We start from the raw sequence: 19448 nt of genomic DNA on the forward strand, positions 1-19448 counted from the left end.
GGTGGCCCGTTGTCCGACGACATCGAAGCGATCAAGCAGCTCAAAGCCCGCTATTGCCGGTTCCTGGACACCAAGGACATCGATGCCTGGCGGGGATTGTTCGTCGACGACGTCGTGGTGAAACTCGACATGGCCGTGTCGACCGGCGGGGCCGATCCACAGACCGCGCCTCCTTTGAAGAGCTTCGACGAGTTCTTCCCGGTGGTCTGGGGCGGCGTGGAGAATGCGGCGACGGTCCACCACTGCCACACGCCTGAGATCATGCTGACCTCCGACACCACGGCGACTGGTATCTGGGCCATGGAAGACATGCTCTTCTTCTCCGACGGCAGCGAGTTGCACGGGGCCGGCCACTATCACGAGACCTACGAAAAGCGGGACGGCACATGGCAGATCACCAGTCTGCACCTGACCCGGACGCTGTTGAAGTTCAAGGGCGCATAGCCCCTGCGCGGCCCGCGTTTGTAGCGCTGTGGCGGGAATTTGCGCGGTTCGCCGCCGTGGCGTTACAAGCGTGACTCCGAGATGCTCTGATCTGCAACAAGATCCATCTCCTCGCCGAACGCCTTGATGTAGTCGAGTGCGGCCTGCGGGCTGCTGCCGTCCACGTGGATGACGGCCCAGGTGGCGCCGTGACCCCTTAGTTCGGCCAGCACCTCGCGCGCACGCCCAATTGACGTATCGTCGTCGAGATCGACCGGTGGACACACCACCTGGATGTCGACGGACGACGGGTCGCGGCCGGCATCGGCGAGGCGGCGGCGCAGTCGGCCAACGGCTGACCCGAACTGCTCGATGGTCTCGATCGCCGCGGTCCGCATCGATGAAGCCATGCCCGCCGCGGCGATGATCGGCATCCACCCGTCACCGTGTTCGACCACGCGCCGGATTGCGGCGGCGCCGTTGCCGCCGATCCAGATCGGCGGGTGCGGTCGCTGAGTGGGGGATTGCAGCCAGACCGGGCCGACGGCGGCGAAACCGGCTCCGGAAACCGGTGTTTGAGGTTCATTCCAGATAGCGCACAATGCCGTCAGCGCTTCGTCGAGCAACTCGGCGCGACGGTTGATATCCACTCCCACTGCCGAGAACTCGGATCGCAGATAGCCCGCCCCGACGCCCGCGATGAGCCGGCCGCCGGATACCAGATCGAGGCTGCCGAGAGCCTTGGCGGACAGGTACGGGTTGCGGAATGGGAGCACGTACAGATTGGTCATCAGGCGAAGGTGCGTGGTGACTGCTGCCATGAAGCTCAGTGCGGAGATCGGGTCCAGCGTGTTGTGGCCGCCGTTGTTCCGCCACTTGACCGAGGGGGCGGGATGTTCGCTCAGTGCGACAGCCGAGAACCCCGCCGCTTCGGCCTGGGTGGCTACCGCACGGATCACCTCGGGGTGCAGGAAATCGTCAGGTGCGGTGGGCAGTTCGCTGGGATATTCCAGGGTGTACTTCATCGGTCTCCCCGTTTTGGCACCATACTGAAAGCATTACCGTAACATCCACCCATAATTGTCAGACGGGATGGAGTGATGATGGCCGGCCGGCGCAAAGTACTCGTCATGGGCGCAAGCGGAAACGTGGGCGCCTGCGTCACCCGCCAGCTCGTCGAGCGCGGCGATGACGTGCGGGTGCTGCTTCGTCGGAGCAGTTCGACCAAGGGCATCGACGACGTCGACGTCGAGCGCTGTTACGGCGACATCTTCGACACCGAGGCGGTGGCAACGGCCATGGCCGATCGCGACGTGGTGTTCTACTGCGTCGTCGACACCCGCGCGCACCTCGCGAACCCGGCGCCACTGTTCTCGACCAATGTCGAGGGCCTGCGCAATGTCCTCGACGTCGCGGTAAATGCCAACCTGCAGCGCTTCGTCTTTCTCAGCACCATCGGAACGATTGCCGTCGGCGACGACGGGGCAGCCGTCGATGAGGACACCCCGTTCAACTGGGCCGGCAAAGGCGGCCCGTACATCGAATCCCGGCGGCAGGCCGAAGATCTGGTGCTCTCTTACGCGCGGGACCGGGGGCTCCCAGCGGTCGCGATGTGTGTCTCGAACCCCTATGGTCCGCCGGACTGGCAACCGAGACAAGGTGCGCTCGTGGCCATGGCGGCGTTCGGCAAGTTGCCGGTGTACGTGCGGGGCGTCGGCTCGGAAGTGGTGGGGATAGACGACGCGGCGCAGGCTCTGGTCCTGGCCGCCGAGCACGGCCGGATCGGCGAACGGTACATCGTGTCCGAACGCTACATGTCCCAGAAGGAGATGCTCACCACTGCCGCAGCAGCAGTCGGCGCGCGAGGACCGCGATTCGGCATCCCGATGGCCCCGTTGTATGTCTTCGGATGGTTGGCCGGCATGTCGAACCGGTTGTTCGGCACCGACTTTCCGATGAACTTCACCGCGGCCCGGCTGATGTGGCTGACCTCGCCCGCTGCCCACAGCAAGGCGACGCGAGACCTGGGCTGGAAGCCCGCACCGACCACCGATTCGATCGCCCGGGCCGCTCAGTTCTACGTCGACCGCAAGAACCGCAACGAGAAGGTCATCGATCTGTGAGCGCCGTAGATTTCGACGCGATCGTCGTCGGCGCCGGGTTCTCCGGCTTGTACGCGCTGCACCGGCTACGGGAACACGGACTGCGCGTGTGCGTCCTGGAGAAAGCCGATGACGTCGGCGGCACCTGGCTGGTCAACCGTTACCCGGGCGCGCGCTGCGACATCGAGAGCATTGAGTACTCCTACAGCTTCAGCGACGAGATCCAGCAGGAGTGGGTATGGACCGAGACGATGCCGGCTCAGCGGGAGATCGAGGCGTACCTCAACTTCGTTGCCGATCGGCTGGACCTGCGCCGCGACATCATCTTCGGCGCCGAGGTGGTGTCGATGACGTTCGACGAGGGCGCTTCTCAGTGGGCGGTGACCACCGCCGACGGTCAGACACTGCGCACACCTTTCGTGGTGGCCGCCACCGGAATCCTGTCGGTGCCACTGGAGCCTGATATTCCCGGTATGGACCGTTTTACCGGCAGGTCGGTGTTCACCAGTCGGTGGCCGCGCGAGGGCGTCGAGCTCGCCGGCAAGCGGGTCGGGGTGATCGGCACCGGCTCCACCGGCGTGCAATTGATCCCGGTGGTTGCCGCACAGGCGGCGCAGTTGACGGTGTTCCAGCGCTCGCCGGCTTTCACACTGCCGTGGCAGGTGCGTCCATTCGAACCTGGCGAGCTCGACGCGCTCAAGGCCGACTACGCATCGATCCGCGCGGCGCAGCGCGAACATCCGGTCGGTGCGGCGCGACTCAGCGCGTTCTCGGTGCTGCTCGAGATGCTTGTCCGGCCGCCGGTGAAATCAGCTTCGCCCGAGGAGAAACGGCACGCCGTCGAGGAGCACGGTGTCATGGGTGCGCTGAACTGGGGCGATGTCTTCTTCGACATCGATGCGAACCGGATGGCCACCGAGCTGTACGGACAAGCCGTGGCTCGAATCGTCGATGACCCCGAAACGGCTGCGTCGCTGACGCCCAGCCACCCGTTCGCCTGCAAGCGGCCGATCATCGACCAGGGTTACTACGAGACCTACAACCGGGACAACGTCACACTCGTCGACCTGCGCAAGGGCGCCATCCGCGAGGTGACCACCACCGGAATTTCCACCGAACAAGGGGATTTCGACCTCGACGTGATCGTGTATGCCACCGGGTTCGACGCCATGACCGGCGCCCTGAGCCGGATCGACGTGCGAGGCCGTGACGGCCTGGTCTTGGGGGAGTACTGGTCCAAGGAAGGCGCGCTGTCCTACCTCGGGCTGGCGGTGGCCGGATTCCCGAACCTGTTCACCATTCAGGGTCCGGGAAGTCCCTCGGCTGCAACAAACTTCGTGGCCGCCCTGGAGCAGCACGTGGAGTGGATCGCGGACTGCATCGCATACCTGAGGGTCGGCGGGTACTCAAGTATCGAGGCGACACCGCAGGCGCAGGAAGAATGGGTGGAACACACCACGGCACTGGTGGCACCCACCGTGTTGGTGCACCCTAGCTGCAACTCCTGGTACAACGGCGGCAATGTCCCCGGGAAGAAGAGGATGTACCTCGGATACACCGCGGGCATCCCCGAGTACCGTCGCCGGTGTGACGAGATCGCCGCTGCCGGATACACGGGATTCACTGTTGCTTAGAGCTATCCGAATAGCGTGGGAGCTCGGCGGCGTGGTGCCGCGTTCGGTGTGCGCATTGACCGGTGCGGGGAACTGGCATCCGCTGTCCACGACCGGTCTGCGCCAACTCGGGGAGGTTGCTCTCGACGAACTCGTGGTCACGGGAATGACGCTGACCGGACCACCGCCGCAGCTGCCCAGGCCATTGGGCGAGTATCAGTGGGCCGCAGATGAACTCGGCGCACTCGGTATCGACGGGGCGCACGCGGAGCCGGATGCTCTGCAGGTCAAGCGTATTCGGCCGCGGCGATTCGGTGCGATGACGTTCGAGGAGCTGGTATTCGACCACGAAGCCGCGATGCCCACATCGGTGCTGGCCGACGGTCACGGCGGAGTTGCCTTGGCCCGGGTGCGGTTGTATCGCTGCGGCGACGACAAACGGCCGTGGCTGATCTGGGTGCACGGTGCGGGTCAGGGTGACTCGATGGATCTGCTGGTCGCCCGGGTTCGCCGCCTGCGGGAACTCGGAATCAACGTGGCGCTGCCCGTGCAGCCGGGCCACGGCCCGCGGCGCGGGTGCTGGCCTGAGTATCCCGCCCGCGATCCACTGGCCAACATCGCCGGCACCATGCGTGCGGTGTCTGAGGTGCGGGCACTGATCGGCTGGCTCGAACCGCAGGCATCCTCGATTGCGGTAGCTGGTCTGTCGCTGGGAAGTGCGGTGGCGGCGCTCGTGTCGCATTTGGATGCCCGGGTCGATGCGGTGGCCCTGTACACGCCAATCCTGGGTCTTAACAACATGATCGGGCTGCACTTGGGCCGCTGGGGATCAGCGGGACGGCAGTCGGCCCGCGCGTTGCAGTCGACCACGGTGGCGGCGATGACTTCGGTGATCGACCCGCTGCACACCCAACCGCGCACAGATCGGCGCCTCATCGTGGGTGCGTGGCACGACCGGATGGCAATGCGCAGTTCGGCCCTGTCCATGCACGAGCAGTGGGGCGGCGACCTCTACTGGCACAACGGTAGCCACGTCGGACACCTGTTTTCCGGGGCGGTGCAGGATGCGACCGAGCGATTCTTAACGACCGTAGGTTGACGTGATCCGGGTCCGCACACAATTGATCTCGTGGTCGAGATCGTGTTCTTCGGGCAGGACCACCCACTGGAACGCGATTCCGAAAATCGATCCGGTGATATCGCGTAGGGCCATGTCGGCGTCGATGTCCGGCCGCAGCGAGCCGTCTGCGATACCTGTGTGCAAACCGGCCTCGATCTTGACGGCCGCCTCGGCCAGTTGGGTTCGCACGCCGTCGCGCAGTGGTGACGTGGTTTTCGCGGCCTCGAAGGCCGAGACGAACATGGCTCTGGTCACCGCGACATCCTCGGCATGCATCTCCTGTACGCGGTCGAAGTGCGCGAGTATCTGCTGCAGGCCGGTTGCGCCCGGTGCGGGATCGGGGTTCAGGCGGGCCACGTACACATCCTGGAAGGTCTCGAGGATGGCGTCCTTGCTGCCGAACCGCGCATGCACCATCGCCCGGCTGTACCCGGCCCGTCGGCCGATCTCAGCGGCTGTCGTTGCATCCCAACCTTTTTCCACGATCAGTTCAGCGGCAGCCTGCAACAGCCGGCGCGAGGACTGCTCGACGCGCTCCGGTTGGGTCAGGCCCCGGGCTGGAGAAGGCACCCTTGCATATTAGACGGCCGACAACTAACTTAGTTGCGCAGCGTCAAATTTCTGCGTGGAGGTCGAGAATGGCGGCAGTCACGGCATCGGTGCCTTCCGGCATCGACGAGGTCACCGCTGCCTGGCTGACGGAGGCGCTGGGCGTCGAGGTGACGGCGGTGCGAGCCGAACGGATTGCCGAGGACACCGGATTTTCCGCGAACCTGTATCGCCTGCATCTCAGTGGATCAACTTCTGCCCCAGCTACTTTGATCGCAAAACTGCCCGCTGACTCACTCGCACGTGGCGGGATGGAGATGCTCGGCGGCTACCAACGCGAGTTGTGCTTCTACCGCAATGTCGCGCCGCATGCGCCGATCGCCACGCCACGTTGTCATGTCGCGCGGATGTCAGGTCCGGACTTCGTGCTCGTGCTCGAAGATCTGCAGGACTGGGAGAACGCCGACCATCTGGCCGGGCTGTCACTTCCGCGCGCCCGGCTCTGCATCCAACAGTTGGCCGGTCTGCACACGTGGTCGGCACGCGTCGACGACGCAGCACTGCAGGATTTCCCGAGCGTCGACAACCCGTTGACCCGAGACCTGTTCCTGCCCGCGTTCGCGCCCGGTTGGCAGCTCTACCGTGAGCACACCCGTCAGCCGATACCCGCGGCTATAGCCACGTTTGCCGAACGGTTCGCCGATCTTTCGCCTATCGCGCTCACCGCGCTCTCGGATCGGAACATGTTGCTGCACGGAGATATTCGAGCCGACAACATGTTCTTCCACGACGATGCGCTGAAGCTGGTGGATTTTCAGTTGACGGTCCGCGGTGCGGGTGCGGCCGATATTGCCTATCTGGTCAGTCAGGGTCTGCCCACCGAGGTACGCCGTGGCTACGACGAGCTACTGCTGCGTGAGTACGTCGACCAGGTCGAAGGATATCCGCTCGACGAGGCCTGGCGGCATTACCGTTTCGCGACTGCACTGCTGCTCTACATGCCGGTGGTCGCCCTGCTCACCTGGGATGTCGCCCCCGAACGGTCTCGGCAACTCTGTCTGACGCTCATCGACCGAGCCGTGGCTGCCATCGAAGATGTCAATGCCTTGGAGGTGTTCGGGTGACCGTTCGTACCGCTCGTGAGGTGGTCGAGCTGTACAACCTGGTGGTGTGGAACAAACGAGACTTCGCCCTTGCCGAAGAGCTGATGGGCGACAGTGTGATCCGTCACGACGTGGGGGAGACGCAGACTCTGACCCACCGGCAGGCCGTCCAGCGCATCATCGACCATTGGGCGATGTTCGAGACGATCCGGTTCGACCTGAACCTGGTTGTCGCGGGCGATGACGGCGAGCACGTCGCGATCGCGTACGAATCCCCGATGACACTGACCGACGGCAAAGCCATGACGATCAGCAGCATGGAGATATTCCGGGTCGTCGGCGGCCGCATCGTCGAAGTGTGGAATTGTGGTTACAAACAAGGAGTTTGGGCATGAACGAAGCGGTACTCGACGAGCTTGGCTACTACCTGCTGGCCGGCGCGGGCGGTGAGGGACCGGCCACGCTGATGGACGAGGCGCGCCGCGGGGAGGAACTCGGGTTCGGCACCGCGTTCATCTCCGAACGGTGGAACGTCAAAGAAGCGTCCTCACTCGTCGGCGCCGCCTGCGCGGTGACCGACCGCATGCAGATCGCCACGGCGGCAACCAATCACAACACCCGGCATCCGTTGATCACCGGTTCCTGGGCCACCACCATGCATCGGCTTTCTCGGGGCCGGTTCACCCTCGGTATCGGCCGCGGCATCGCGGCGATGTACAACGCGTTCGGGGTACCTGCGGTGACCACCGCGCAGATGGAGGACTTCGCGCAGGTCATGCGCAAGCTGTGGCACGGTGAGGTGATCTTCAACCACGACGGACCGATCGGGAAATATCAAGTCCTCTTCCTGGACCCCGATTTCAACGAGGACATCCGGCTGGCGATCGTGGCCTTCGGACCGCAGACCCTCGCCCTGGGCGGCCGCGAGTTCGACGACGTCATCTTGCACACCTACTTCACCCCGGAAACGCTGCAGCGCGCGGTGAAGACGGTCAAAGAGGCAGCCGAGCAGGCCGGCCGGGACCCGGCCAGCGTCCGCGTGTGGTCGTGCTTCGCCACTGTCGGCGATCACTTGCCGGAGGAGTTGCGACTCAAGAAGACCGTTGCCCGGCTTGCCACGTACCTACAGGGATACGGCGATCTGATGGTGAGCACCAACGACTGGGATCCGGCTGTGCTGCAACGCTTCCGGGAGGATCCCGTCGTCACGTCGATTCCGGGCGGAATCGACCACAAGGCCAGTGCCGAGCAGATCGAGCACATTGCCACGCTCATCCCGGACGAATGGCTGGAACCGTCGGCCACCGGATCGGCACGCCAATGTGTCGACCGCATCCGCAAGGAGTTCGACTACGGCGCCGACGCGGTGATCATGCACGGGGCCACCCCCGATGAGTTGGAGCCGATCGTTACCGAGTACCGGGCCACGAAAGCGTCGGCGGCATCCGGGAAATAGAAGAGCAGGGGCGTCATCCGCTCCCTGCCACTTTCAACATATAGCGCAACCGGGGTCTTGCGGCAAGGCCCCGGGTGTGGTGCAAAATCTCCTCCCGCAGTTCTGAGCTGCGCAAACGGGCTGGATAGGGGGATTCATGTTCGACGTGATCATCGCTGGTGCAGGGCCGACCGGCGCCATGCTGGCCGCCGAACTGCGACTGCGCGGGGTGGGTGTGCTCGTACTGGAGAAAGAGGCCGAGCCATCCAAAGTGGTCCGCGGGCTTGGGCTGCATGCCCGCAGCATCGAGATAATGGACCAGCGCGGTCTGCTGCCGCGGTTTCTCGAGCACGGCCAGAAGTACCCGGTCGGTGGATTCTTCGCCGGCATCGCCAAACCGCAGCCCGAAGGGCTCGATACCGCGCATGCCTACGTCCTGGGCATCCCACAGACCACCACCGAACGTCTGCTGACCGAGCACGCCGAGGAGCTCGGCGCCGAGATCCGCCGCGGATGTGAAGTGATCGGGCTGAGCCAGGATGACGACGGGGTGACAGTCGAGCTGGCAGACCGATCGCGGTTGCGCTCGCGGTATCTCGTCGGCTGCGACGGTGGCCGCAGCGCGGTCCGCAAGCTCCTGGGCATCGGCTTCCCCGGGGAACCGGCGAAGGTGGAGACGCTGTTGGGTGAAGTCGAGCTTGGCGTGCCGCAGGACACGCTGGCCGCGGTGACGGCCGAGGTTCGCAAGACCCAGCTGCGGTTCGGGGCCATGCCCGTTGGTGACGGCGTGTACCGCGTCATCGTTCCGGCCGACCGCGTGGCCGAGGACCGAGCGGCGGCACCGACGCTGGACGAATTCAAGCGACAGCTGATTGTCACCGCGGGCACCGACCTCGGTGTGCATTCCCCACGTTGGCTGTCGCGTTTCGGTGACGGTACGCGGTTGGCCGAGCGCTACCGAAGCGGGCGAGTGCTGCTGGCCGGCGACGCAGCCCACGTACATCCTCCAACCGGAGGGCAGGGCCTCAACCTCGGAGTCCAGGACGCGTTCAACCTCGGCTGGAAACTGGCAGCCGAGGTGGCCGGATGGGCTCCGGCGGAACTGCTGGACAGCTATGACACCGAACGCCGCCCCGTGGCCGCCGATGTGTTGGACAACTCCCGCGCGCAGATGGAGCTGATGTCGCTGGAGCCCGGGGCCCAGGCGGTGCGCCGCCTGGTGACAGACCTGATGGACTTCCCGGGCGTGAGCCGTCACCTGACCGAGAAGATCATCGCGATCGCCATCCGCTACGACTTCGGCGCGGAACATGACCTGGTCGGACGCCGGTTGCGTGACGTTGCGCTCAAGGGTGGGCGCCTCTACGACCTGATGCACGCCGGCCGCGGGCTGCTGCTGGACCAGACCGGCGGACTTTCGGTGGACGGCTGGGCGGACCGCGTCGACCACGCCATAGATGCGAGTGAGGAGTTGGCGGTACCCGCGGCGCTGTTGCGGCCCGATGGGCATGTGGCGTGGGTTGGTTCGGAGCAAGCGGACCTGATGGCCCACCTGTCGAGGTGGTTCGGTTCCTGCCGCGAGCAGACATAGAACAGCCCATTTGCCCCGAAAAGGGCAGGTATGCGTCCGCTCGGCGGAAAGGCTCAGGGCATGATCAGGGTGCGGGAAACCGGCTCGGCCACCGCCTGCCTGCTGAATATGCCGTGCTGCAAGGTCACCAAGAGTGCGTTGCGCGTCTCCTCTGGGGAAATGAGCTCATCGAAACCGAGGTGGCCCGCCGATCGGAACGACGCCTCGAGCTCCATGCGCTTGAGTACCTCGGTGTAATCCTCGCCGGCATGGGTGGCGGCACTCAGCGCGGCCGCGCCCATCGCGCCCATGGTGGCGCCGGGATAGGCAAACGTGGCCACCTGATCGTCGAAACCCAGCAGGGACATGACCATCGAGCCGAAGCCGAAGGCCTTTCGTAGCGTCACATGCAGCTTCAGAGTCGTCGCCGCGGTCTGGGCCGCGAACATCCTTGCGCCACTGCGTAGTACGCCGCTGCGTTCAGACTTGCTGCCCGGCAGCATGCCCGGATTGTCGGCCAAGAAGATGATGGGCAGGTGGAATGAGTCGGCCACGGCGATGAAGTGCGCGGCCTTGTCGGCGGCATCGGCGTCGATCGAACCGGCCATCACCTGTGGTTGATTGGCCACCACCGCGACCGGATAGCCACCGAGATGAGCGAGCGCACAAATGATCGCCCGGCCGAACTTCGGTTGCACCTCGAGCCAGTCGGGCCGGTCGAAGATCTCATCGAGCACCGCGCGCATGTCGTAGATCCGGCGGTTGTCGCGCGAGACGATGTCGAGGAGTTCGGGGGTCGGCCGGGGGCCGGCGGTATCGTCGGCGAGGCGGGTCGGCGGATAGGACCACGCGCTTGACGGGAAATACGACAGGTAACGGCGGATGTCGTCGATGACTGCCTCATCGTCCTCGCCGTAGTTGTGAATCACGCCGCTCGACAAGGCCACATTGGGACCGCCGAGGTCCTCTTTCGAGATGTCTTCTCCGGTGGACTCTTTCACCACTGGTGGACCGGCGGTGAAGATGGCTCCCTGTTGACTCATGATCGTGAAGTCGCACACGGGCGCCACCAAGGCGCCGTGCCCGGCCGACGGGCCGAGGATCGCCGACACGGTGGGTACCTTTCCTGAGCACTTCGCCTGCGCGATGAGGTCGGTGGGGGTGCGACCGTAGTGCTCCCCGCTGGGGCGAAAACCGGCCCCCTCCAACAGCATTACCAGTGGAATCTTGTTGCGCAGGGCCAACTCCGCGAGCCGATACCGTTTGGCGTTGCCGCCCGGGCCGATGCTGCCCGCCAGGGTGGTGAAATCCTCCGCACCCACCATCACCGGTGTGCCCTCGATACGTCCAGAACCCGCGACCAGCCCGTCGGAGGCGATGTCGCCGCCGACGAGGGTGCCGAATTCCTGAAAGGTGTCCGGGTCGAGCAGTCGTGCGATCCGGGCGCGCGCGTCGAGCTTGCCCTTACCGTGGTGCTTTGCCAGCCGGTCGGGTCCACCCATGCCGTATGCGTGTTCGCGCCGACCGGCAAGGTCCTCGAGCGTTTCCTTCCACTCGGGGGCGTTGGTCATCGTGTCTCCACTCCTCGAACCGGCGGTTGGCTGTAGCCTAACCTCGTTGACCATACTGAATTGCTTACTGTAGCGTCGTTCAGGTGGTCGGATTTTGTGCCGTGGAGCAAGCTGGCAAACGAATGCGCCGCCGATGAGTGAACCAGTTCCCCGCGCCGTCAAGGTTGACCGCGGTATCCCGAGTCGGCTTGCCGAGGTCCCGGAGATCGCCCGTGATCTGGAAGCTCACGGCTACGACGGCTGCTGGACCGGCGAGATCAACCACGACCCGTTCCTCCCGCTGGCCCTCGCCGCCGAGCACACCGAGCGGATGCAGATCGGTACCAGCATCGCAGTCGCCTTCGCGCGCAACCCGATGACCATCGCCCAGTTGGGCTGGGACCTGCAGACCTACTCCGGTGGGCGTTTCATTCTCGGCTTGGGCACCCAGATCCAGCCGCACATCGAGAAGCGGTTCAGCATGCCGTGGAGTCACCCGGCGCGCCGCATGCGCGAATACATCGAAGCGCTGCATGCGATTTGGGGCTGCTGGCGGGACGGGGCCAAGCTTCGGTTCGAAGGGGAGTTCTACACCCACAAGATCATGACGCCGATGTTCACCCCGGAGCCGTCCACGCTGCCGTTTCCCAAGGTGTTCCTTGCGGCCGTGGGCGAACTGATGACCGAGGTGTGCGGCGCGATGGCCGACGGCCTGTTGGCGCACGCATTCACCACCCGACGCTATCTCGACGAGGTGACGACGGTCGCGTTGCAGCGCGGGATGGACCGCAGCGGACGAGACCGTGCCGATTTCGAGTTGTCCTGTCCCGTCTTTGTGGTTACCGGCGCCGACGAACAGGAGATGGCCGCGGCGTCGGTCGCGACCCGAAAACAGCTCGCTTTCTACGGCTCGACGCCGGCCTACCGCAAAGTTCTCGAATTGCACGGGTGGGGCGATCTGCATACCGAACTGCACCGCCTGTCATTGGCCGGCGAGTGGGACGCGATGGGCGACCTCATCGACGACGAAGTGCTCGGGACTTTCGCGGTGGTCGCCCCCATTCCTGAGTTGGCCGCGGCCTTGCGGCGGCGCTGCGACGGCGTCATCGACCGCGTGCTGCCCGGCTTCCCCGCCGCGGTGTCCACGGAAACCGTGAACGCGGTGCTGCAGGAGTTTCGTGAGTGCCCGCCAGTGAGGAGCAACGTATGACCGTCCGCACCATCGACGATGCCGCCAAGATGTTGGCCGACCCATCGGCCTACGCAGACGAGGCGGGCGTCCATGCGAGCCTGGCCCATCTGCGGGCGAACGCTCCGGTGTCATGGGTCGAGGTGCCTGACTACAAGCCGTTCTGGGCGATCACCAAGCACGCCGACATCATGGCCATCGAAAGAGCCAACGACGTTTTCACCAACTCACCGCGCCCCGTGCTGATGACGAGTGAGAACGACGACAACCAGGCGGCGGTCGGCGTGCGCACGCTGATCCACATGGACGACCCGGAGCACCGCGTCATGCGGGCCATCGGGGCCGATTGGTTCCGGCCGAAAGCCATGCGGGCGTTGAAGGTACGCGTCGATGAGCTGGCCAAGATCCACGTGGACAAGATGCTCGCTGCCGGAGGCGAGTGTGACTTCGTCCAAGAAGTCGCGGTCAATTACCCGCTGTATGTGATCATGTCGCTGCTCGGCGTGCCCGAGGCGGACTTCCCGTTGATGCTCAAGCTGACGCAGGAACTTTTCGGCAGTGACGACGACGAATACCAGCGCGATTCGGGCGACTCCATGTCCGCGTTGCTGGAGATGTTCCAGTACTTCACCGCGCTGACCGCGTCGCGGCGGGAAAACCCGACCGACGACCTCGCGTCGGCAATCGCCAATGCCCGCGTCGACGGCGAGCCGCTCAACGACATCGAGACGGTGTCCTACTACGCGATCGTGGCGGCCGCCGGGCATGACACCACGAGCGCCACGATCTCGGGAGGCATGCTCGCCCTGGTCGAAAACCCGGACCAGCTCAGCCGATTGCAGGCGGACCCGGCGCTGATGGGTACGGCCACCGAGGAGATGATCCGTTGGGTGACGCCGGTGAAGGCGTTCATGCGCACCGCCGCGATCGACACCACCGTGCGCGATACCGCCATCGCCGCGGGGGAGTCGGTGCTGCTGGCATATCCGTCCGGCAACCGGGACGAGGAGGTGTTCGACGACCCGTTCCGGTTCGACGTGGGCCGCGACCCCAACAAGCATGTGGCGTTCGGTTACGGTGTGCACTTCTGTCTGGGGGCGGCGCTGGCGCGGATGGAGATCAACAGTTTCTTCAGTGAGCTAGTGCCGCGGCTGGATTCGATGGAGCTGGCCGGTACACCCGCGCACACCGCGACCACGTTCGTCGGCGGACTCAAGCACCTACCGGTGCGGTACTCGCTGCGCTAGGTACGCCGAGCCGTCCCCCCGCAAGCGGGAGGGCCCAGCAAACGTCCCCGACACGACCGGCGTGTCGGGGACGTTCACGTCTGCTCGCGGGAGAACGGGCTTACTCGGAACCGGAGTTGCCCCGGGCCGCCGCATGCAGTGCATCGCCGCGGGTGCCCTGCTCGTGGTGGCTCAGGGCCTGGATCGAAACATCATGGCCCTCAGCGGCTTTGCGCAGCGCGCCGACGGTGGCCTGCTCGCGCGCGATATGGGTGAACGGATCGAACGAATACCAGCGCATGGCGTTCTCGTACGTCATCTTGTTGATCTCGTCGTCGGGAACATTGTTCTCGGTCAGCACATCCCACAGTTCCTCGGGAGCGCCGGGCCACATCGAGTCACTGTGCGGGTAGTCGGCTTCCCAGCTGATGTTGTCGATGCCGATCTTGTCGCGCAGCGCCACCCCCACCGGGTCGGAGATGAAGCAGGTCAGGAAGTGCTCACGAAACACCTCGCTGGGCAGCTTGCCGCCGAAGTTCTGATGCGTCCACGTCGAGTGCATCTCGTAGGTCCGGTCGACGCGCTCGAGGAAGTACGGGATCCACCCCGTGCCACCTTCGGACAAGCCGATCTTCAGATCCGGATAATCCTTGATGGGCTTGGACCACAACAGGTCCGCGGCGGCCTGCACGATGTTCATCGGCTGCAGCGTGATCATCACGTCCAGCGGTGCGTCGGGCGCGGTGATGGCCAGCTTGCCCGAAGATCCGATGTGGACGTTGAGCACGGTGTTGGTGTCGCACAATGCCTTCCACAGTGGCTTCCAGTAGTCGTCGTGGAAGCTGGGGTAGCCCATCGCAGCCGGGTTCTCGGTGAAGGTCAGGGCGTGCACGCCCTTCTTCGAAACCCGGCGCACCTCTTGTGCGCATGCCTCGGCATCCCAGATCACCGGTAGCGCCATCGGGATGAAGCGGGCCGGATAGGCGCCGCACCATTCATCGATGTGCCAGTCGTTGTAGGCCTGAACCAGCGCCAGCGAGAACTCCGGGTCCTCGGTGGCGAACAGGCGACCGGCGAAACCGGGGAACGACGGGAAGCAGATCGAACCGAGGATGCCGCCGGCGTTCATGTCCTTGACCCGCTCGTCGACGTTGTAGCACCCCTTGCGAATCTCATCGAGACCCTGGGGTTCCAGACCGTACTCCTCCTTGGGGCGGCCGGCTACCGCATTCAGCGCCACGTTGGGAATCACGATGTCGCGGAACTGCCAGGTGTCGCTGCCGTCGGGGTTGTGCACCAGCCGCGGGGCCTCATCGGCGTACTTCTTCGGGAGATGGTTCTTGAACATGTCAGGTGGTTCGACGATGTGATCGTCCACGCTGATCAGGATCATGTCGTCTTTGTTCACGGGCGCGCTCCATTCACGACTGCCTTACCGTAATGGCAACAGTTTAGACCGTGCGTCATCGCCGAGGCCAGACGACGGGCAGATTCGTCGGTTAGCAGCAACGCGCGCCGGGATTGGCCTCCATATGGCGGTGCCGCATCTTCCAGTAATCCCGCTCGGAAAGCACCGGCTCACCCGGATGCGTCCGCGAGCGGCGCTCCACGTAGCGGGCGTAGTGGTTATCGCCCATCAATGACGCCCAGTACCAACCGATCTGGCGTGCGATGGTGGCAACGCGTCCCATTGTTTCTGCACCTCCCGCTCGATTTTCGTCGGAATCAACCCGGATGGAGCGAAGATCCGTGAGGGCACTGGTTCGTCCTCGCTCAGTGGTTGGGCGGCGCCTCGAACCGCCCGGACGGCCACGATCACGCCGGCCACGAAAACGACGATCACCACCAGGGCGAAGACGACCGACAACGTGCCCTGGATGAACGTATTGCGGACCACGTCGGCGATCTGATCAGGATTCTTGGCCGCGCCGTAGGCCGTGGCACCCGCATCCTGCGCGTCGCGGTAGCGGAGGTGCTGCGTCCAGTACCCGACCCTGGGATCGCCCGAGAAGATCTTCTGCCACGATGCGGTCAGGGTGACGACCAGATCCCAGATCAACGGCACCGCGGGTATCCACGCCCATTTCAGCAGGCCCTTCTTGATGACGACCACGGTGACCACGGTCAGCGCGATCGCGGCGAGCAGCTGATTGGCGATGCCGAACAGCGGGAACAGCGTGTTGATTCCGCCTAGCGGATCGGTCACGCCCATCAACAGGATGCTGCCCCAGCCGGCGACCACGAGCACGCTGCAGACCCACGCCCCGGCCCGCCAACTCGGATCCTTCAGCTTGCGCAGCGGCCCGCCCAGGTTGCTCAACCCATCCGAGAGCATGAACCGAGCGACCCGGGTGCCGGCGTCGACGGTGGTGAGGATGAACAGCGCCTCGAACATGATCGCGAAGTGATACCAGAAGGCCTTGAGGCCCGCGCCTCCGAACACCTGGTGCAGTACTTCGGATATACCGATCGCCAGAGTGGGCGCACCGCCCGTTCTGGAGACGATCGACTCTTCACCGACATCCTCTGCCGCTTGGGTGATCTGTTCGGGCGTGATGTCCGCCCCGGACAGCCCGAGCCCGTTGACATAGGCTGCGGCGGTCTCCGCGGTGCCGCCGGTCTGGGCGGTGGGTGCGTTGAGCGTGAAGTACAGGTGTTGGTTGAGGATGGCCGCGGTGATCAGCGCCATGATCGCGACAAACGACTCGGTGAGCATGCCGCCGTAGCCGATCAACCGCATCTGACTTTCCTTCTCCACCAGCTTCGGTGTGGTCCCCGAGGAGATCAGTGCGTGGAAACCCGACAGCGCGCCGCAGGCAATCGTGATGAACAGGAACGGGAACAGTGAACCGGCGAACACCGGCCCGTCGCCGCGGGTGGCGAACTCCGAGATGGCGGGGGCCTGCATCACCGGCTGGGCGATCAGGATTCCGACGGCCAGTAGCGCGATGGTGCCGACTTTCATGAAGGTCGACAGGTAGTCGCGAGGAGCCAGCAGCAACCACACCGGCAGCACCGAAGCGGCGAACCCGTAGATGATCAGGCACCAGGACAGCGTCACCTTGGACAACGTGAACCAGTCGGCGCCCCAGGAGGTTTCGGCGACCCAGCCACCGGACACCACGGCAAGCAACAGCAGCGCGACACCGATCAAGGACACCTCCGACACCCGGCCGGGGCGCAGGAATCGCAGGTACACGCCCATGAACAGGGCGATCGGAATGGTCATGGCGATGGAGAACACGCCCCACGGGCTTTCGGCCAGGGCACCCACGACCACCAGCGCCAGCACCGCCAACAGGATCACCATGATGGTCAGCACCCCGATGATCGCGGCCGCACCGCCGATGGAGCCCAACTCGTCGCGGGCCATCTGGCCCAGCGAGCGCCCCCGGCGGCGCGTCGAGATCGACAGCACCAGGTAGTCCTGCACACAACCGGCCACCACCGCGCCGATGATGATCCAGATGGTGCCGGGCAGATAGCCCATCTGCATGGCCAACACCGGGCCGACCAGCGGACCGGCGCCGGCGATGGCGGCGAAGTGGTGACCGAACAGCACCCGCCGGTCGGTCGGCATGTAGTCGGTGTCGTTCTCGAAAAGCTCGGCCGGAGTGGCATTGTCGTCGCGGGGCCGGACGATCTTCATCTCGATCAGCCGGGCGTAGAACCGGAAGCCGATGACATAGGTGCAGATTGCGGCGATGACGAACCAGACCGCGTTGACGGTCTCCCCGCGGAAGAAGGCGATAACCGCCCAAGCGACCGCTCCCAGCACCGCGATGGTAGCGAAGAGCGCCTTGTGCTTGCCGGTGATCGGAGAACGGTCGATGATCGCCACCGGCGGCAGATCTTTGTCGGTGCGGATATAGGTGACGTCGCCGTCGTGCTCCTCGATGCGGTCCGCCGGTGGGGCGTCCGGTGTTGCCACGGTCTCTCCTCGCTCGCCCAATGTCGTACGCGTCGTCTGATCCTTCCATCGAGCCAAACCGCGTGCCATCGAATCCCGGTTTCCGAACCGTTGCGGCGAACCACGGACAAATCAGCGCAGGAACGCGCGCACGGTATCGATCGCGTCAGCCTCTTCCGGAGCCTTGTCGTCGCGGTAGCGCAGCACCCGAGCGAAGCGCAGCGCGACCCCGCCTGGGTAACGGCTGGACCGTTGGACTCCGTCGAACGCGATCTCGACGACCTGCTCGGGCCGGACCGTGACCACCCAGCCGTCGTCGCTCACCTCCAGTTCCCGGAAATGCTCGGTCTGCCAGGCGAGCATCGCGTCGGTCATGCCCTTGAACGTTTTGCCCAGCATCACCAATCCGCCGGTGTCCGGATCCCGGGCGCCCAGATGGATGTTGGAGAGCTTGCCGGTGCGTCGCCCGGACCCGCGTTCGACGGCCAGCACCACGAGGTCGAGGGTGTGTACCGGCTTGACCTTGAGCCAGCCGGCGCCGCGGCGGCCGGCCTCATATGGCGCCGTCGGCGACTTCGCCATCACGCCCTCATGTCCCGCGGACAGGGTGCGGTCCAGGAACTCTTGCGCGACCGCGGTGTCGGTGGTCGCGACACGGTCAACACGCCGGTCTTGAGGTACGAGGACATCGAGCGACGCCAGTCGGTGCTCGGTCGGCAGATCGAGCAGATCCTGGCCGTCGAGGTGCAGCAGATCAAAGAAGAAGACCGACAACGGTTCGAGGTGGTTCGGGGTCTTGCGGCCGAACCGCGCGGCGGTCACCTGAAACGGGTGGGGGCGCCCGTCGGGGCGCAGGGCGATGGCCTCAGCGTCGGCGATCAGATCGGTGGCCGGCAGGGCCAGCGTCGCCTCGACCACCTCGGGTAGTCGGTGGGTGACGTCGTCGAGGCTGCGCGTGAACACCGACACGGCCGAGCCTCTGCGGTGGATCTGTACGCGGGCGCCGTCCAGCTTCGCTTCCAGAATGGCTGCACCACCGAGGCGTTCGAGCGCATCGGCGACATCGGTCGCGGTCTGCGCGAGCATCGGCCCGACGGGGCGACCGACCTGCAACCGGAACTCGGCCAGGGCGGTGCGCCCACCGGTCAGCGCCGCTGCGGCGACGGATGGCAGGTCGCCGGCGAGCATCGCCGCGCGCCGCACCTCGGCCGCCGGAATGTCGGATGCCCGGGCTACCGCGTCGGCCATCACCCCGGTCAGGGCGCCCTGGCGTAATTCGCCACCCAGGAGCCGTCGCAGGAAAGTCTGCTCGGCCTCGGTCGCTGTCTGGAACAACTCACGGACCAATTCGGCGCGTAGCGCCTGAGAGCCCTTGCCGGAGACCGCACCGATCCGGGTGAACCGCTCATCGACCCCGCCGACCGTCAGGGTCGGGTTCTGCGCAGACACCGGCAAGGAGCGCAGAGCCGCCCAGCCGACCCCGATCTGACGTTGCGGCAATTCCCCGGACAGCCAGGACACCGTCACCGCCACCGACCGGGCGTCGCCCTCGGCCGCGGTCAACGCCAGCAGAGCCGCGATGCGGTCGACCTTCGCCAGCCGCGCCGACGCTGCTGCGATGTCGGCGGATGCGGCGGCGACGTCGGCGAGCAACACGT

The 19448-nt window shown here is 65.2% G+C and carries 17 protein-coding genes; 10 read left to right on the forward strand and 7 right to left on the reverse strand.

Annotated features, from left to right (window positions below):
* Window positions 1–9 precede the first annotated feature (9 nt).
* Window positions 10–444 carry a nuclear transport factor 2 family protein gene (locus BKG60_RS20355; RefSeq protein ID WP_070184910.1) on the forward strand — a complete coding sequence of 145 codons (435 nt, stop codon included), beginning with the start codon at window positions 10–12 and terminating at the stop codon, window positions 442–444.
* Window positions 445–506: 62 nt separating this feature from the next.
* Here the strand turns inward: BKG60_RS20355 and BKG60_RS20360 are convergent, their stop codons facing one another.
* Entirely contained in the window at window positions 507–1448 is a 942-nt protein-coding gene (locus BKG60_RS20360) for an LLM class F420-dependent oxidoreductase (RefSeq protein ID WP_070184909.1), read from the reverse strand.
* A gap of 78 nt (window positions 1449–1526) precedes the next feature.
* On the opposite strand from BKG60_RS20360, the gene BKG60_RS20365 reads away from it, so the two are divergent.
* The 3 genes from BKG60_RS20365 to BKG60_RS20375 are packed head-to-tail and all read left to right on the forward strand — an operon-like array spanning window position 1527 to window position 5237.
* On the forward strand, window positions 1527–2546 hold the full coding sequence (locus BKG60_RS20365; protein ID WP_070945284.1) for an NAD-dependent epimerase/dehydratase family protein: 1020 nt from the start codon (window positions 1527–1529) through the stop codon (window positions 2544–2546).
* The gene (locus BKG60_RS20370; RefSeq protein WP_070945200.1) at window positions 2543–4159 is read left to right on the forward strand and encodes a flavin-containing monooxygenase; all 1617 of its coding nucleotides are present in this window, start codon (window positions 2543–2545) and stop codon (window positions 4157–4159) included. The genes BKG60_RS20365 and BKG60_RS20370 overlap by 4 nt, the downstream gene beginning before the upstream one ends.
* Before the next feature lie 31 nt (window positions 4160–4190).
* A complete protein-coding gene (locus BKG60_RS20375) occupies window positions 4191–5237 on the forward strand; it encodes an alpha/beta fold hydrolase (RefSeq protein WP_239252508.1) in 1047 nt (348 codons plus the stop codon).
* Here BKG60_RS20375 and BKG60_RS20380 read toward each other — a convergent pair.
* Complete coding sequence (locus BKG60_RS20380) at window positions 5220–5828, reverse strand: TetR/AcrR family transcriptional regulator (RefSeq protein ID WP_070945201.1); 609 nt, start codon at window positions 5826–5828, stop codon at window positions 5220–5222. The genes BKG60_RS20375 and BKG60_RS20380 overlap by 18 nt on opposite strands.
* Before the next feature lie 68 nt (window positions 5829–5896).
* Here BKG60_RS20380 and BKG60_RS20385 point away from each other — a divergent pair, with 68 nt between their 5' ends.
* The 4 genes from BKG60_RS20385 to rox all read left to right on the forward strand — a co-directional run bounded on the left by BKG60_RS20385 (window position 5897) and on the right by rox (window position 9936).
* Window positions 5897–6931 (forward strand): phosphotransferase, encoded by a 1035-nt coding sequence (locus tag BKG60_RS20385; protein ID WP_070945202.1) that lies wholly within the window; start codon window positions 5897–5899, stop codon window positions 6929–6931.
* Window positions 6928–7305 carry a nuclear transport factor 2 family protein gene (locus BKG60_RS20390; protein ID WP_070945203.1) on the forward strand — a complete coding sequence of 126 codons (378 nt, stop codon included), beginning with the start codon at window positions 6928–6930 and terminating at the stop codon, window positions 7303–7305. Before BKG60_RS20385 ends, BKG60_RS20390 begins: the two co-directional genes overlap by 4 nt.
* Complete coding sequence (locus BKG60_RS20395; protein ID WP_070945204.1) at window positions 7302–8366, forward strand: TIGR03857 family LLM class F420-dependent oxidoreductase; 1065 nt, start codon at window positions 7302–7304, stop codon at window positions 8364–8366. Before BKG60_RS20390 ends, BKG60_RS20395 begins: the two co-directional genes overlap by 4 nt.
* Before the next feature lie 136 nt (window positions 8367–8502).
* Complete coding sequence (gene rox, locus BKG60_RS20400) at window positions 8503–9936, forward strand: rifampin monooxygenase (protein ID WP_070945205.1); 1434 nt, start codon at window positions 8503–8505, stop codon at window positions 9934–9936.
* 53 nt (window positions 9937–9989) lie between these two features.
* Here rox and BKG60_RS20405 read toward each other — a convergent pair whose 3' ends face one another.
* On the reverse strand, window positions 9990–11486 hold the full coding sequence (locus BKG60_RS20405) for an acyl-CoA carboxylase subunit beta (RefSeq protein ID WP_070945206.1): 1497 nt from the start codon (window positions 11484–11486) through the stop codon (window positions 9990–9992).
* Window positions 11487–11619: 133 nt separating this feature from the next.
* On the opposite strand from BKG60_RS20405, the gene BKG60_RS20410 reads away from it, so the two are divergent.
* Both BKG60_RS20410 and BKG60_RS20415 read left to right on the forward strand, forming a co-directional pair.
* Window positions 11620–12675: an LLM class F420-dependent oxidoreductase gene (locus BKG60_RS20410; RefSeq protein ID WP_070945207.1), complete on the forward strand. Its 1056-nt coding sequence runs from the start codon at window positions 11620–11622 to the stop codon at window positions 12673–12675.
* Window positions 12672–13901 carry a cytochrome P450 gene (locus tag BKG60_RS20415; RefSeq protein WP_070945208.1) on the forward strand — a complete coding sequence of 410 codons (1230 nt, stop codon included), beginning with the start codon at window positions 12672–12674 and terminating at the stop codon, window positions 13899–13901. Before BKG60_RS20410 ends, BKG60_RS20415 begins: the two co-directional genes overlap by 4 nt.
* A gap of 100 nt (window positions 13902–14001) precedes the next feature.
* On the opposite strand, the gene BKG60_RS20420 is transcribed toward BKG60_RS20415, so the two are convergent.
* The 4 genes from BKG60_RS20420 to BKG60_RS20435 form a co-directional block, all read right to left on the reverse strand.
* Window positions 14002–15288, reverse strand: coding sequence for an amidohydrolase family protein (locus BKG60_RS20420; RefSeq protein ID WP_070945209.1), 1287 nt, complete (start codon window positions 15286–15288; stop codon window positions 14002–14004).
* Between the two features lie 91 nt (window positions 15289–15379).
* Window positions 15380–15571 (reverse strand): YbdD/YjiX family protein, encoded by a 192-nt coding sequence (locus BKG60_RS20425; protein WP_075909936.1) that lies wholly within the window; start codon window positions 15569–15571, stop codon window positions 15380–15382.
* A complete protein-coding gene (locus BKG60_RS20430) occupies window positions 15517–17811 on the reverse strand; it encodes a carbon starvation CstA family protein (RefSeq protein WP_070945210.1) in 2295 nt (764 codons plus the stop codon). The genes BKG60_RS20425 and BKG60_RS20430 overlap by 55 nt, the downstream gene beginning before the upstream one ends.
* 111 nt (window positions 17812–17922) lie before the next feature.
* Window positions 17923–19446, reverse strand: a complete 1524-nt coding sequence (locus tag BKG60_RS20435) for an ATP-dependent DNA ligase (RefSeq protein ID WP_070945211.1) — start codon at window positions 19444–19446, stop codon at window positions 17923–17925.
* Window positions 19447–19448 lie beyond the last annotated feature (2 nt).

Origin of the sequence: Mycobacterium syngnathidarum (genome assembly GCF_001942625.1) — a bacterium.
In the GTDB taxonomy this organism is placed as follows: Bacteria; Actinomycetota; Actinomycetes; order Mycobacteriales; family Mycobacteriaceae; genus Mycobacterium; species Mycobacterium syngnathidarum.

Bases quoted from the DNA above. Each gene is read 5' to 3' on its own strand.
- BKG60_RS20425 (WP_075909936.1), bottom strand. From the start codon at position 15,571: ATGGGACGCGTTGCCACCATCGCACGCCAGATCGGTTGGTACTGGGCG.
- BKG60_RS20395 (WP_070945204.1), top strand. From the start codon at position 7,302: ATGAACGAAGCGGTACTCGACGAGCTTGGCTACTACCTGCTGGCCGGC.
- rox (WP_070945205.1), top strand. From the start codon at position 8,503: ATGTTCGACGTGATCATCGCTGGTGCAGGGCCGACCGGCGCCATGCTG.
- BKG60_RS20410 (WP_070945207.1), top strand. From the start codon at position 11,620: ATGAGTGAACCAGTTCCCCGCGCCGTCAAGGTTGACCGCGGTATCCCG.
- BKG60_RS20405 (WP_070945206.1), bottom strand. From the start codon at position 11,486: ATGACCAACGCCCCCGAGTGGAAGGAAACGCTCGAGGACCTTGCCGGT.
- BKG60_RS20415 (WP_070945208.1), top strand. From the start codon at position 12,672: ATGACCGTCCGCACCATCGACGATGCCGCCAAGATGTTGGCCGACCCA.
- BKG60_RS20385 (WP_070945202.1), top strand. From the start codon at position 5,897: ATGGCGGCAGTCACGGCATCGGTGCCTTCCGGCATCGACGAGGTCACC.
- BKG60_RS20365 (WP_070945284.1), top strand. From the start codon at position 1,527: ATGGCCGGCCGGCGCAAAGTACTCGTCATGGGCGCAAGCGGAAACGTG.
- BKG60_RS20360 (WP_070184909.1), bottom strand. From the start codon at position 1,448: ATGAAGTACACCCTGGAATATCCCAGCGAACTGCCCACCGCACCTGAC.